Annotated in this window: 11 protein-coding genes and 1 pseudogene; 8 read left to right on the top strand and 4 right to left on the bottom strand. The window is 43.6% G+C overall.

Annotated elements, in window-relative coordinates; all coding sequences use genetic code 11:
* Positions 1-11 precede the first annotated feature (11 nt).
* Together dnaN and dnaA are read right to left on the bottom strand one after the other, a co-directional pair.
* Positions 12-1,127, bottom strand: coding sequence for a DNA polymerase III subunit beta (dnaN, locus tag AOC33_RS02100; protein WP_089514947.1), 1,116 nt, complete (start codon positions 1,125-1,127; stop codon positions 12-14).
* A gap of 278 nt (positions 1,128-1,405) precedes the next feature.
* Positions 1,406-2,860, bottom strand: a complete 1,455-nt coding sequence (gene dnaA, locus AOC33_RS02095) for a chromosomal replication initiator protein DnaA (RefSeq protein WP_425439808.1) — start codon at positions 2,858-2,860, stop codon at positions 1,406-1,408.
* Positions 2,861-3,054: 194 nt separating this feature from the next.
* On the opposite strand from dnaA, the gene rpmH reads away from it, so the two are divergent.
* The 7 genes from rpmH (at position 3,055) to AOC33_RS02060 (ending at position 9,736) form a co-directional block, all read left to right on the top strand.
* Positions 3,055-3,189, top strand: coding sequence for a 50S ribosomal protein L34 (gene rpmH / locus AOC33_RS02090; protein WP_088812781.1), 135 nt, complete (start codon positions 3,055-3,057; stop codon positions 3,187-3,189).
* Positions 3,158-3,565, top strand: a complete 408-nt coding sequence (locus AOC33_RS02085; protein ID WP_180738080.1) for a ribonuclease P protein component — start codon at positions 3,158-3,160, stop codon at positions 3,563-3,565. Before rpmH ends, AOC33_RS02085 begins: the two co-directional genes overlap by 32 nt.
* On the top strand, positions 3,562-3,792 hold the full coding sequence (yidD, locus tag AOC33_RS02080; protein ID WP_089514944.1) for a membrane protein insertion efficiency factor YidD: 231 nt from the start codon (positions 3,562-3,564) through the stop codon (positions 3,790-3,792). Before AOC33_RS02085 ends, yidD begins: the two co-directional genes overlap by 4 nt.
* Positions 3,793-3,841: 49 nt before the next feature.
* Complete coding sequence (gene yidC / locus AOC33_RS02075) at positions 3,842-5,521, top strand: membrane protein insertase YidC (RefSeq protein WP_089514943.1); 1,680 nt, start codon at positions 3,842-3,844, stop codon at positions 5,519-5,521.
* A gap of 2 nt (positions 5,522-5,523) precedes the next feature.
* A complete protein-coding gene (mnmE, locus tag AOC33_RS02070) occupies positions 5,524-6,897 on the top strand; it encodes a tRNA uridine-5-carboxymethylaminomethyl(34) synthesis GTPase MnmE (protein WP_089514942.1) in 1,374 nt (457 codons plus the stop codon).
* A 9-nt stretch (positions 6,898-6,906) separates the two neighbouring features.
* Positions 6,907-7,782: a patatin-like phospholipase family protein gene (locus AOC33_RS02065; RefSeq protein WP_089514941.1), complete on the top strand. Its 876-nt coding sequence runs from the start codon at positions 6,907-6,909 to the stop codon at positions 7,780-7,782.
* A gap of 85 nt (positions 7,783-7,867) precedes the next feature.
* A complete protein-coding gene (locus AOC33_RS02060) occupies positions 7,868-9,736 on the top strand; it encodes a phosphoenolpyruvate carboxykinase (GTP) (protein ID WP_089514940.1) in 1,869 nt (622 codons plus the stop codon).
* Positions 9,737-9,852: 116 nt separating this feature from the next.
* Here the strand turns inward: AOC33_RS02060 and AOC33_RS02055 are convergent, their stop codons facing one another.
* Entirely contained in the window at positions 9,853-10,776 is a 924-nt protein-coding gene (locus tag AOC33_RS02055; RefSeq protein ID WP_089514939.1) for a M23 family metallopeptidase, read from the bottom strand.
* On the opposite strand from AOC33_RS02055, the pseudogene mnmC1 reads away from it, so the two are divergent.
* A pseudogene (gene mnmC1 / locus AOC33_RS09175) lies at positions 10,658-11,812 on the top strand (FAD-dependent 5-carboxymethylaminomethyl-2-thiouridine(34) oxidoreductase MnmC1); the annotation flags it as partial. The gene AOC33_RS02055 and the pseudogene mnmC1 sit on opposite strands and share 119 nt — an antisense overlap.
* Positions 11,813-11,910: 98 nt before the next feature.
* Here the strand turns inward: mnmC1 and AOC33_RS02045 are convergent.
* Positions 11,911-14,523, bottom strand: coding sequence for a DNA topoisomerase III (locus AOC33_RS02045; protein WP_089514937.1), 2,613 nt, complete (start codon positions 14,521-14,523; stop codon positions 11,911-11,913).
* Between the last annotated feature and the right edge of the window lie 39 nt (positions 14,524-14,562).

Genomic DNA, 14,562 nt, shown 5'->3' with positions numbered 1-14,562 from the left:
TAGTAACTCTATTAAATGCGCATTGGCATCACTACGTATTTGAAACCTTCTTGTTCAGGAAGGGTGATCACTGCACTGCTATTGGAGTCACCCAAACAAATTTGAATTGATTCATTTTTAAGATTTGCTAAAACATCTAACAAATAAGACACATTGAAACCAATATCAATTTTGTCGCCACTGTATTCAGTTTCAATATCTTCTTGAGCTTCTTCTTGTTCTGCATTCGTTGATTGAATGGTTAAACAGTTATCAGAAAGAATACAGCGCACACCTTTGAATTTATCCGTTGTTAAGATCGCCGCTCTTTGTAACGATGCTTGTAGTGCATCACGACTGACCACCAACTTATTGTTCTGACCTTTTGGAATCACTCTCTGGAAATCCGGAAACTTACCTTCGACAAGCTTTGACAAAAGTTCAACATCACCGAAGTTAAATTTAACTTGATTGCTTGCTAAAGAAACAACCACTGGATCTTCTGAATCTTCCAATAAATGTTGTAACTCAAGAATTGTTTTACGTGGAATGATCACTTCTTGTTTTTGACCATTACCAGATGGTGCTTTATCAAGATCAACGTGACTGTAGGCCAAGCGATGACCATCAGTGGCTACCGCAATAATTCTTTGTCCTTCTAAGACAAACAACATACCATTCAAGTAATAACGAATATCTTGTTGTGCCATTGCAAAGTGCACTTGGCTAATCAATTGCTTCAATGATTTTTGAGACATTTCCCAACTGGCTGAAACATCTGGTGATTCAGACATGATTGGAAATTCATTGGCTGCCAATGTTTGGAGTGTGAAGCGGCTCTTACCGCTTTGAACAACCATCTTGCTATCTTTCAAAGACAAAGTCATCGCACCCTCTGGTAGTGCGCGCAAAATATCGACTAATTTTCTTGCGCCTACAGTTGTGCTGAGGTTGTCTGAACCAACACCAAAATCTGCATGGGTTGTGATTTGAATTTCAATGTCGGTTGAAATCAAAGAAACAGAGGATCCGTTTTTCTTGAATAACAAATTAGCTAAGATTGGAAGCGTGTGACGACGCTCAACAATGCCACTCACCAATTGAAGTGGTTTTAGTAATTTGTCTCTTGTTGTACTGACCAGTTCCATGGTTCTTATTCCTGTATTTATTTATATGTATATATATTTATAGTAGTAGTTAATAAAGCAACAAAATTCTGTGGATAACTAAAAATTCATTTATTAATCAGTATTTTACCTTCAATAAATACCTGTGGATATGTTTTGTATAAGCTTTGAATAAGATTTAATAACTTTTCTGTTTTGTCATGTTTGTTGCACTTATCCACAATTCATCAACAATCCATTCACACACTTATAAACATACTTATACAGCAATTATCCACAAGGATTTCCACAAGCAAAAATCAATTTTTTAGGGACTGTTCTAACACATGTAATTCATGGTTTAGTTGATTGTCCCTTGATCTTTCTTCGGTGATTTTTCTAACTGCATGCAACACCGTTGTGTGATCCCGACCACCAAATAGCTCACCAATTTCAGGAAGGCTTTTTTGAGTCAATTCCTTAGCAATATACATGGCAATTTGTCTTGGCCTAGCAATATTAGCAGGTCGTTTTTTTGAGTACATATCCGCCACTTTGATGTTGTAAAAGTCAGCGACTGTTTTTTGAATGTTCTCTACAGAAATTTGGCGGTTTTGCACCGAAAGCAGGTCTTTAAGAGCCTCTCTGGCAACCTCAATCGTGATCTCTTTTCCATGAAAACGAACGTAGGCCAAAATCTTTCTTAAAGCACCCTCGAGCTCACGAACGTTAGAGCGAAGATGTTTGGCAACAAAAAACGCCACATCTTCAGTGAGCGGCAGACCTTCTGCCAAAGCCTTTTTCATCAAAATGGCCACGCGCATTTCAAGTTCAGGCGGCTCAATAGCAACCGTTAAACCTGAATCAAACCTTGAAATCAAACGATCATCAATGCCCGAAATTTCTTTCGGATAGGTGTCGCTGGTCATGATTACTTGGGATTTATTGGCTGTTAGGGCCTCAAACGCATAAAAGAACTCTTCTTGAGAGCGAGGCTTTCCAGCAAAAAACTGTATATCGTCAATCAAGAGTAAGTCCAAAGAATGGTAGTACTGCTTGAATTTATCAAAAGACTTTTGTTGGTACGCTTTAACCACATCAGACACATATTGTTCTGCATGAATGTATCTGATCTTGGCCTTAGGTTTTTCTTGTAGCAAATGATTGCCAATGGCATGAATCAAATGAGTTTTACCAAGTCCCACTCCGCCATATAAGTACATGGGGTTGTAAGAGGAGCCAGGGTTGTTGGCCACCTGTATTGCAGCCGCACGAGCAAGCTGGTTGGCTTTACCAGTAACAAAACTATCAAAAGTAAGCCCTGGATTTAGGCGAGAACGCCCATCAATACCAATGCTTGGAAGTTCATTGACTTCGTCAACGCCTGAACCCGCGCCAGGGAAACCACCCGAAGGGCTGCTCTCCCCAAGGTCTTCACTAATAAACTCAGACGGCTGTTCACCTGTATTAAGAAGCTTCACCTTGGGGTCAAGCACCCATTCAAGCACAATAGGTGCTCCAAAGTGTGCCTGAGCTAACTCTATAAATCTTTGATTAAATTGATTTTTTGCCCAGTCCAACTTAAATCTATTGGGCGCTGCCAAAGATAGGGTCAGGTTTTCTTGGTCAAAAGAAAATGGGAAAAGAGGCTTGATCCAAGTTTTAAATTGTTGCGGAGAAAGCTCTTTAGAAAAAGAATCTGCTACAAACACCCAAAATGTCTCAAGGTTTGAATTTGCTATTAACGAGGAATTTGTCAGGGTATTTGTATTCACGGAGCAATTGTAGATGCTGTTAAAAGTTATCCACAAAGGATAAGTCCGTGGATAAGCTGTGGATAACATGTTGATAACATAAAAAATTTAGCAAAAACAACAAGATAAATGCCAAAATAAAAAAATACACCGTAAATAACTATTGACGATGGTTAGGAAAAAAGCGAGAATCTAAGGTTCGCTAGGAAATAATTATGAAACGTACATATCAACCATCAGTAACCCGTCGTAAACGTACCCACGGTTTTCGTGTTCGCATGAAAACAAAAGGTGGTCGCCATGTTTTGAATGCGCGCCGTGCCAAGGGTCGTAAACGCCTCGCTGTTTAAGCAACAGCAAGAAAAAGATAGAAAAGCGAGCAATCAATTGGCTCGCTCTTTTTCTCTTTCCGATGCCAATTTGATTAGATCAATATTGGCACAAAAGCCAAGCAATACCAAACATCTTGCCATACACACCCTTGCCGGTGAGTCGGGCATTGCATTGACCGTTCCCAAAAAGTTAGCCAAAAGAGCCATTGATCGAAATCGAATCAAGCGCTTGATGCGAGAGTCTTATCGTCAAAACCTGCTTAATTTAGAGGGTCAACTGGTGGTTTTAAGGCTGCGAAAAAAGATTGGCGAATCCAGTTCTGGTAAGTTAAGAGAGCGAGAGAGGCGTCAAATTAAAGAGCAGCTGTTTAATCAGGTGAGCCTAGGCAAATGATTGCAAGCTTATTAAAAGGATTGATCAGGCTTTATCAGTTGCTATTAAGCCCTTTTTGGGGAGCGCAATGTCGCTTTCACCCAACTTGCTCTTGTTATGCCATGGATGCTTTGGAAAAACATGGCGCAATCAAAGGTTCGGGCTTGGCAATTTACAGAATAATCAGATGTAATCCCTGGGCCAATGGTGGCCTAGACCCAGTGCCAGAAAAGAACACTAAGAAGTAACAATCTAACACTACAATTCCAGCTTACGCTATTTAATACAGAAAAAATAATGGACATCAGAAAAACCTTACTTTGGGCAATTTTTACAATATCAGCAATTTTGTTGTTCGATGCATGGCAGCTGCACAATGGTCAGACATCATTCTTTTCTAAGCCAAAAGTTGAAGCTCAACAACCTGTTGCTGCGAAAGACGCAACAACAAACGCCCCAAAGGCTGACTTGCCTAAAGCTGTGGCAGCTACTTCAGCTAAACCAAGTGCGCCAACTTTGTTTGCGCCAAATAAAACTGGTGAAATCATCACATTAAAAAATGATGTCATCAGTTTGGAAATTGACACTCTTGGCGGCGTGATCAGCAGAGCGCAATTAACAAAGCATTTAGAAGAAGATAAATCAGGCGTTCTAATTTTTGAGCGCAGCACTGCGCGCCAATACTATGCCCGCTCTGGTTTGGTTTCGGCATCAGGTGTTGAGTTGCCAAATCACACACAGATTTTTTCAGTTAGTAAAAACGCTGCGGGTAACTCAGTTACTTTGGTGGCTGAAAAGAACGGCGTTCGTCTAGAAAAAGTACTAAGGCTTGAAAACGGCTCTTATGTTGTTGATGCAAAGCACACCATTAAAAACTTGAGCAATCCAGCGGCAGATTTAACGCTGTATGCCGAATTGGTTCGGGACAATGGCAAACTAGAAGAGAGCATGTTCTACGCCACATTTACTGGCCCAGCGCTTTATACAGACGCAGAAAAATTTCAAAAAATAGAATTTACTGATATTGAAAAAAACAAAGCAAAAATACCGGGGCCTCAGCAGAAAGACAGCCCAACCTGGGTTGCCATGGTGCAGCATTATTTTGCTTCTGCTTGGATCCCATCGAATAACTTCCAAAGAGACCTTTACGTTGGTAAGTTAGAAAACAATCAGTACAGAATTGGTGTTCAATCAAAGCTAGAAACATTGGGCATTGGTCAAGAGAAAACAGAAACACTTAAGTTGTTTGTTGGTCCCCAAGAAGAGCAGGCATTAGAAAAGATTGCTCCAGGCCTTGAGTTGGTTAAAGATTATGGTTGGTTCACCATTTTGGCCAAACCAATTTTCTGGTTACTTGAAAAGATTCATGCCTTGGTGAATAACTGGGGATGGTCAATCATTCTTTTGACGATGTTGATCAAGCTCGCTTTCTTCCCATTATCTGCAGCAAGCTATAAATCAATGGCTCGCATGAAGTTGGTGCAACCACGAGTGTTGGAATTGAAAGAGCGCCACAAAGGTGAACCACAAAAACTTAATCAAGCCATGATGGAGATGTACCGCAAAGAAAAAATCAATCCTTTGGGTGGCTGCTTCCCGGTATTGATTCAGATCCCTGTTTTCATTGCTTTGTATTGGGTGTTATTGTCTTCTGTAGAGATGAGAGGCGCTCCTTGGTGGGGCTGGATTCAGGACTTGTCAAAACCAGATACATTGTTTGGTGTTTGGTTCGGCGCTCCAATTGGTTTGTTGCCAATCCTAATGGCTGTCTCTATGTTCATTCAGACAAAACTCAATCCAACGCCACCGGATCCGCTACAAGCAAAACTCATGATGTTCATGCCGATTGCTTTCTCAGTGATGTTCTTCTTCTTCCCATCAGGATTGGTTTTGTATTGGGTCGTGAACAACATCTTGTCAATCGCGCAACAGTGGCAAATTAATAAAATCTACGGCGAGGCTAAAAAACCTGCTTGAGTATGATTCATGAGCGCGAACCAATCATTGCTTTAGCCACGGCTAATGGTCGCGCCAGTGTTGGAATAATTCGTTTGTCGGGAACAGGGGTCTTGCAGATTAGCAAGGCCCTTTGTTTTAGAGAGTTAGCGCCAAGACATGCAACCTTGGTTCAATTCAATGATGCTTCAGGTGAATTGATTGACGAAGGTTTGGCCATCGCTTTTCCAGCGCCAAACTCTTATACCGGTGAGGATGTTTTAGAGCTGCAGTGTCATGGCAGCACCCCCGCGCTTAACTTACTTCTTGATCATTGTCTTCAGCTTGGAAAAAGCATGGGCTTACGATTGGCTCGTCCGGGTGAATTCACGGAGAGAGCTTTTTTGAATGGAAAAATGGATTTGGCGCAAGCCGAAGCGGTTGCCGACTTGATTGACGCAAGTAGCACCCTGGCCGCTAAAGGAGCTGCAAAATCTTTAAAGGGCGACTTCTCTAAAAAAATTGATGTGTTCTTAAATGCCTTGATTGAGATCAGGGCATTGACTGAGGCAACCTTAGATTTTCCGGAAGAAGAAATTGATTTCATTGAGCAGCACGATGTGTTTAATCGATTAGAAAAAATTCTCACCAACATTGAAGAAGTAAAAAAAGCTGCACAACAAGGATCAATTATTCGCGATGGCTTAACCGTGGTTTTGGTGGGCCAGCCAAACGTTGGCAAAAGCTCTTTGATGAATGCGCTCGCCGGTGAGGACATTGCTATTGTGACGGACGTGGCAGGTACCACGCGCGACCGACTCAAAGAAACCATTTTGCTGGATGGCGTTCCCCTTCATATCATTGATACTGCTGGCTTGAGGGAGACTCAAGATAGTGTTGAGCAAATTGGTATTGAAAGAACTTGGCAGGCAATTGAACAGGCTGATTTGGTTCTGCACTTAATGGACCTCACTCAAGGATCTCAAATATCCACTGAAGACCAAGATTTAATTAAGCGAATCAAACTCAAGACATCTAAGAACGTTCCGATAAAAATCGTGTGGAACAAGCTTGATCAATCATCAAAACAAAATGCTGATCTTGAAGATCAATGGTTTGTTTCTGCCAAAACTGGCCAGGGACTAGAGCAATTAAAAAGTGAATTATTAAAAGTTGCTGGATGGCAGCCAGAATCAGAGGGCGGCATCTTGGCCAGAAAAAGACACGTTGAAGCACTCTTAAATGCAGAACAACACATCAAGAATGCTTTGGTTTTATTGAAGGCGCAAACCTCATCCATAGAGTTGGCCGCCGAAGAAATGAGGCTTGCTCAAGACGAGCTTTCGACCATCACGGGCCAATTTTTGCCAGATGACTTGTTGGGGAAAATTTTCAGCACTTTTTGTATTGGTAAATAAGTCGTGCCAATGCAATTCGATCAAATTGTTTTAGCAGGTGGAGGCAATCGTTGCTGGTGGCAGGCAGGCTTTTGGAATGTTCTTAACCAAGCCATCCCTCAGCACCCTAAAAAAATAGTGGCAGTGAGCGCTGGCGCTGCAACAGCCTGTTTATTTTCGGCTCGTCCAGGGCATGAAGGCGCCCAATGGGGCCTTCATTACTACGCCAAAGCATTGGCCGCTATTTCAAGCAATGTGGATTGGAAAAACCTTTTCTCAAATCAACCTCTTTTTCCTCACTATCGCCTGTATCGAGCGGCACTAGAAAATATTTTGGCTGATGGCTTTGAGCGAATTCAGGAAGGCCCAGAGATTTTGATTGGACTGGCCAAAACCCCGAGCTACTTAAGCCCCAAAATTTCGGTCGTGATGGGTCTTTTAGCTTATGAGCTTGAAAAGAAACTTAAGCGACCACTTCATCCTCAGTCTGGTAAGTTCCTGGGTTTTTCAAGATTATTTGTTTCATCCAAGACCTGCGCCAACATCAATGAGCTCATAGAAACTATTTTGCAGTCATCCTGCACCCCGCCGTTTACGCCAGTGATGTACCGAGATGGCCAGGCTATTTTGGATGGGGGCCTTATTGATAATGTGCCCATTGATGGTCTGACCCCGGCAGCTGCAGGCGAGAAAAATCAAGAAGCCCTTATATTGTTAACCAGAAGGTATGACCTTCCCAATCCATTCATTCAAGAGTTGCCAGGATTGAGGCTCACCTACATTCAACCAAGCCAAAAGGTGCCCATTTCAAGCTGGGATTATTCCAGACATGACTTGATGCCAGAGGCTTATGAGCTTGGAAAAAGCGACGCCAGACAGGCTATCACTGATGGTATTTTTGGCTAATTGGGGTCAGACTCAGGCAGGGCTTGCAAGGGTAAATAAGCCCAAAAGTGGTATCCTTATGCTATTCCAATTTAACTAACTTACTATGAACCAACCAACGATGAAGGGCGTGGCCACCCTTAATGTGCCATCTTATGTTAAACATCAGAAGTTGATTGACTGGGTGGCTGAAATTGCTGCTTTGACAATGCCAGATAATGTTTATTGGTGTGACGGAAGTGAAGAAGAATACGATCGCTTATGCGCTCAAATGGTTGAAGCAGGAACGCTAAAAAAGCTAAATCCAGCAAAAAGAAAAAACTCTTATTTAGCTTGTTCCGATCCTAGCGATGTGGCCAGGGTTGAGGACAGAACCTATATTTGCTCCAAAAATAAAGAAGATGCCGGCCCAACCAATAATTGGATGGACCCAGCAGAAATGCGCACGACGCTACAGCCGTTATTCACAGGTTGCATGAAAGGCAGAACGATGTATGTTGTGCCTTTTTCAATGGGGCCTCTAGGATCTCCAATTGCTCATATTGGCGTTGAGTTATCAGACAGCCCGTATGTTGCTATCAATATGCGCATCATGACGCGCATGGGTAAAGGTGTTTTTGATGTTTTGGGCACCACAGGTGATTTCGTGCCTTGCGTTCACACGGTTGGCAAGCCACTTCAGGCAGGCGAAAAAGATGTGTCTTGGCCATGCAATAACACCAAGTACATCGTGCATTACCCAGAAACTCGTGAAATTTGGTCCTTTGGTTCAGGTTACGGCGGCAACGCATTGTTAGGTAAGAAGTGCTTTGCCTTGAGAATTGCTTCAACCATGGGTCGTGATCAAAACTGGTTGGCTGAGCACATGTTGATTTTGGGTGTTACATCCCCTGAAGGTAAGAAATACCATGTGGCAGCAGCGTTTCCATCAGCTTGTGGCAAAACAAACTTTGCCATGTTGATTCCACCCCAAGGCTATCAGGGTTGGAAAGTAACCACCATTGGTGACGACATTGCTTGGATCAAGCCACGCAAAGATTCTGTCACAGGAAAAACACGTTTATTTGCGATCAACCCAGAAGCTGGCTATTTTGGCGTTGCCCCAGGCACCAACACCTTGACCAATGCGAATTGCATGGCCTCTTTGAATGAGAATGTCATCTTTACAAACGTGGCATTAACGGATGATGGTGATGTTTGGTGGGAAGGGATGACTGATAAAGCCCCAGATCACCTGATCGATTGGCAAGGCAAAGACTGGACTCCAGCAGATGGCGCAGCGGGAAGAAAAGCATCCCATCCAAACGCCCGTTTCACAGTTGCTGCAACTAACAATCCAGTGATTGATCCAGAGTGGAACAATCCTGATGGCGTTGCAATTGATGCATTCATTTTCGGCGGCCGTCGCTCAACAACAGTGCCATTGGTAACAGAAGCACGTAATTGGGTTGAAGGTGTTTACATGGCCTCAACCATGGGTTCCGAAACAACCGCCGCGGCTGCTGGTCAGCAAGGTGTTGTTCGTCGTGACCCATTCGCGATGTTGCCTTTCGCTGGTTACAACATGAGCGATTACTTCCAACATTGGTTGAACATGGGTCAAAAACTTGAAGCCGAAGGTGCTAAGTTGCCAAGCATTTACTGTGTCAACTGGTTCCGCAAGAACGAAGCAGGCAAGTTTGTGTGGCCAGGATACGGTGAGAATATGCGTGTTCTAGCTTGGATGTTGGAGCGCATTGAAGGCAAAGCAAAGGGTCAAGAAAACATTTTTGGCACAACACCTTCGCACAAAGACATTAATTGGTCTGGCCTAGACTTCAGCGAAGATCAATTCAATCAAGTGACTTCAATTGATAAAGCTGCATGGCAAGAAGAAATGAAGTTACATGATCAGTTGTTTGATCAGCTTTCATATCATTTACCAAAAGAATTGGTTGAAACAAAGCAGGCTTTAGAAAAGCGCTTAGCAAGCTAATTCTGTAGTAAAAACAAACAGCCCCTTGTTTGAGATTTCAAGCAAGGGGCTTTTTTATTGTTACTTAATTTATTTGATTCAGCGGCCTTACCTTGTTACCAAGAGAAGGCGCCTAATTAGTTAGCACTCTTTGGAATCATGTTCGCTGGATTGATGTGGGTGCCAGCTCTGATCACTTCGTAGTGAAGGTGTGGACCTGTTGATCTTCCAGTATTGCCAACCTTGGCAATCATGTCGCCACGTTTAACGGTTTGCCCTACTCTGACCAATAATTGGCTTGCGTGCGCGTAGCGTGTTTTAAAGCCTTCTGCATGATTGATTTCAACGATGTTGCCGTATTGAGAATCCCAACCAGAGCGGCTCACAACTCCGCCTGCAGAGGCTAGAATCGGTGTGCCAACTGGCGCAGAAAAATCCAAGCCTTCATGCTTTGCCATGGTGTGCAAGAAAGGATCTAGTCTTAAGCCAAAGCCACTGCTTAAGCTGTAGTTATTTTTAACGGGAATGCCTGTTGGCAAACTATTCAACCAAGTCAGCTGCTTTTCCCACAGGGCATTGATTTCAGAAATGCTTTTCTTGAACTCTGTCATGTCTTGAAGCGAACTATCAAGAGCATCGATCAAGCTAACATCCTTCTGAACTTTCAATTCTGGAAGTTTATGAGGGCCGCCTTTGCCGTTACCGCCAGGCACTTGAGACTTAACTGCGCTGGGAGTGGCCAAGTCCATGAAGCGATCTTTTAATTTTTGAATCTGAATAATTTCATCAGAGGTCGTTTGTAGCTTTTCTTGAATTGCTTGAAGTCGCTCTTTGTAAGCTGACTCAATTTGATCTTGCTCTGCTTGGGTTAGAACTCCACCCAGCGCTCTGGCTAAATCAGGCCTAGCCTCAATCGCAATTCTTAAGCCAACAAAATGCAAAATGCCGCCCGCTGCCACCAAAAGCGCTGCGAGGATACCAACCGCAATTGAAACGGTTCTTAAGGTAATCGATATTTTTCGTACCCGGCCTGTTGGACCGGAAACCCACATTAGCTGCATAAAAGTTGTTGATTTTGATCAGACATGCATTATAAAGGCTCCCATGAATATGCCAACCCTCTCCCAAACCCATGAAGCAATTGTGATTGGCGGGGGTATTGCGGGTGCATCAATCATAAAATCGTTAAAAAACAATCACTTAAATAACTTTTTGGTGATTGACTTAGGAAATTCGCCTGCTCAGGGCACCAGTGGGCATGACGGCGCGCTTTGCCACCCCTATGTTGGGCGAGGGGCTTCAAGGCTTCAACGTTTGAGCATGATTGCCTTTAACGAAGCCAAGCAGATTTGGGCTAATTATTGGTCTGGCAAGGGAGTTTTGCATCTGGCCAGAAATGCAGAAAACCACGATAAAAAGTTAATGAGTGAGCGCCTACTATCACAAGGGTTTAGCTTTGATAATGCTCAGGTGATTTCTTCCAATGAAGCCAAGGTTCTCTGCGGGGTATCGTTGGCAGGCACATTTTTCCCAGAAGGTGGCTGGGTCAATCTCAAGCAAATCTGCGAAGATCTGTTTTCTGAGCTGACAGATCAGCAGACCATGATGTCATGCACCGTTAAAAAAATTGCATATCGTGACAAATATTGGCTTGTTTATGACGAAGAGCAAAAAATCATTGGGGTGACTCCGAGATTATTTTTAGCCAATGGGCTGGGCGTTAAATCATTGGCTGCATCGGCAAACATTGATTTACCTTTGAAGCCAGTTCGCGGACAACTATCAACCTTTGGCTACAAAAAAGGAAGCCCATGGGCAAACTGCCAACCAAGGGTTGCGCTTTCAGGTAAGGCGTATTGTTTACCCCCAATTGAAATGAACGATGGGTCTTATCAGTGGATGGTTGGATCTAGCTACGATGAACACGAAGAGGATTTAAGTGTCTGGGATCAAAGCCATCAAGAAAACTTGAGCTTGATTCAGGAAATGCTGGGCACGAAATGCGACCTTGCAGAAATTGAGCCGGTGGATGCTTTTGTTGGAATACGCTGTGTGGCCAGTGATCGTCTACCCATCATGGGTCCTGTCAAAGGTCATCCAGGCTTGTATATTTTGACCTCTTTGGGATCAAGGGGTGTGATGTGGTCAGCACTCGCCCACCAGATGTTCACAGAACATCTGGCAGAAGAGCTGCGTCACTCAGCTTTTTTGGAGACGCGTTTTTTTGCGGGTGCTCGTTTAGCTGGTTTGGGTTTATCAGAAGATTTGGTTTCTGCTTTGCTGCCTGCGCGCTTTTTGGCGGGCGCCTCAAATTCAAAACCAATTTTGCCGTCTGGTTGACGCGCCAAATATGCTTTGAAACCACGTCCAGTTCTGGATGATTTGAAGTTGGTGAGCAAATCTGTTTTTCCTTCATTCAAAAGCTTGGACACCTGCTCTTGAGAGATCTCTTGTTGTAAGACCACCTTGCCAGTAGAAAAGTCACAGGCTTTATTTGGACCAACACTGCGCTCACAGAGATACTTCATGCCATGCTCATACACCGCACCTGAGCATTTAGGGCAAGCGCCCAATGACGATTGACCAGTGAAGTCAACTTCTTCATTGTTGTCTTCATCGCTGTTACCAAAATCAAACTCAAGTTTATAACCAGCATTTGGATAGTCTTTGTCGTCTTCAGGAATAGACACTAATTTAATGATTGCAGCAAATGGGCGCCCCATCTTGCTTCTAAAACCTTGGAGTGGACCAATCTCTTTGTTCTTAATGAATTCTTCGGCTTCGTGGTATTCAAAAGCGCGGCCACCAGGAATTTTGCTGATAGAGAAGCCACACTTTTCACAGGCGAAGCGACGGTAGTTTTCTTTGACCAAACCGCCACAATGAGGGCAAGGCGTTTTTAGATCTGCATAGTCACCAGGAATCGTATCGCTGTCATATTCTTTGGCACGCTTAACAATGCGCTGAGTGATTTGCGCAATTTCTTGCATGAAGGTGTTGCGATCAATTTGACCTTTTTCCATCAACGCAAGTTTGTGCTCCCAATTACCTGTCAATTCTGGGTGCGTTAATTCTTCAACGCCCAAGCCACGCAATAAAGTCATGAGCTGAAAAGCTTTGGCTGTTGGAATAATTTCTCTTGCTTCACGCACCATGTATTTTTCAAAGAGCAAACCTTCGATGATCGCGGCCCTGGTTGCAGGTGTGCCCAATCCTTTTTCTGACATGGCTTCGCGATAGTCTTCATCATCAATCAGCTTGCCTGCACCTTCCATGGCAGACAAAAGCGTTGCTTCGGTATAGCGTGCAGGAGGCTTTGTTTTCAGTGAAACTGGTTTGACAGATTCAGTTTGAACCTTTTCGTTCTCACCGACCACCACAAGTTCTTTGTCATCCTGTGATGATTTTCCGTAAACCGCCAACCAACCTGGATTGATCAAAATCTTGCCATCTGTTTTAAATAGATGACCACTGACTTCAGTGATACGAGTGGTGACTTTGAATTCAGCCGATGGGAAAAAGATTGCCATGAAGCGACGAACCACCAAGTCATAAAGTTTTTGCTCTGGCTCAGATAGATTTTTTGGTGCTTGAAGTGTTGGAATGATCGCAAAGTGATCTGAAATTTTGCTGTTATCAAAAATCTTCTTATTAGGCTTCACCCAAGAATTGTTCAAAATTTGTGCTGCATGGGGGTAATAGTTATCAGAACTTTCCGCCAGCATTTCTAGTGTGCTGGTCACAGTAGGAAGATAGTCCTCTGGTAGCGCACGAGAATCAGTTCTTGGGTAAGTAAGAACTTTGTGTCTTTCATACAAGGCCTGGGCTAAGCCCAAGGTGTTTTTGGCTGAGAAACCAAATCTTGCGTTCGCCTCACGTTGCAAACTGGTTAAGTCAAAAAGCTGCGGGGCTGCCTGAGAACTGGGTTTTGATTCTTCACGGACCTTGCCAGTTTTATCGTGACAAGCAGCAACAATACTTGCAGCAGCGGCCTCGCTCCATAAGCGACTATCTTTTTTCTCTGGATCCGCGTTGGCGTCTTTAGAATCTTTTTTAAACTTTGGATCAAACCATCTGCCTTGATAAATGCCTGCTGCACAAATGAACTCCGCAGTGACTTCCCAGTAATCTCGAGAGATGAATTTTCTGATCAGCTCTTCTCTTTCAACCACGATCGAGAGCGTTGGGGTTTGCACACGTCCTACGGTGGTTAAGAAGAAGCCACCACTTTTACTATTAAATGCAGTCATGGCACGCGTGCCATTGATACCAATCAACCAATCAGACTCTGAGCGACAGCGTGCCGCATTCGCAAGATTCATCAGCTCTTCATCGCTGCGCAATTTGCCAAAACCATCCTTAATGGCTTGGGGCGTCATGGATTGAAGCCACAAGCGCTCGACTTTTTGAGCGGCCTTGGTGTGTTGAGCGATCAAACGGAAAATGAGCTCACCTTCTCGTCCCGCGTCACATGCATTGATCAATCGATTGATGTCTTTGCGCTTGATCAGTTTTTGCAAAACTTTTAAGCGGGCTTCTGTTTTGGCAATCGGGCGAAGGTCAAAGTGAGGCGGAATCACTGGTAAGTTAGCAAATGACCATTTACCTCGTTTAACTTCATATGCATCTGGAGCGGCTATTTCAAGCAGGTGTCCAACTGCAGATGAAACAACAAACTGATCACTTTCAAAGTAATCTTCGTGTTTTGTGAAGCCGCCCAGTGCGCGAGCAATATCCGCCGCAACCGATGGTTTTTCAGCAATGATTAAGGCCTTAAAAGGTCCAGTTTGAGCAGTTGTTTTTGCCACGTGACAGCTTCCCCAATGGGTCTAATTAAATGAATTTCC

Source organism: Polynucleobacter cosmopolitanus, assembly GCF_002224225.1.
Classification (GTDB): domain Bacteria; phylum Pseudomonadota; class Gammaproteobacteria; order Burkholderiales; family Burkholderiaceae; genus Polynucleobacter; species Polynucleobacter cosmopolitanus.
The sequence above is the reverse complement of the archived record's forward strand: the minus strand, read 5'-3'. Positions and strand labels throughout refer to the sequence as shown.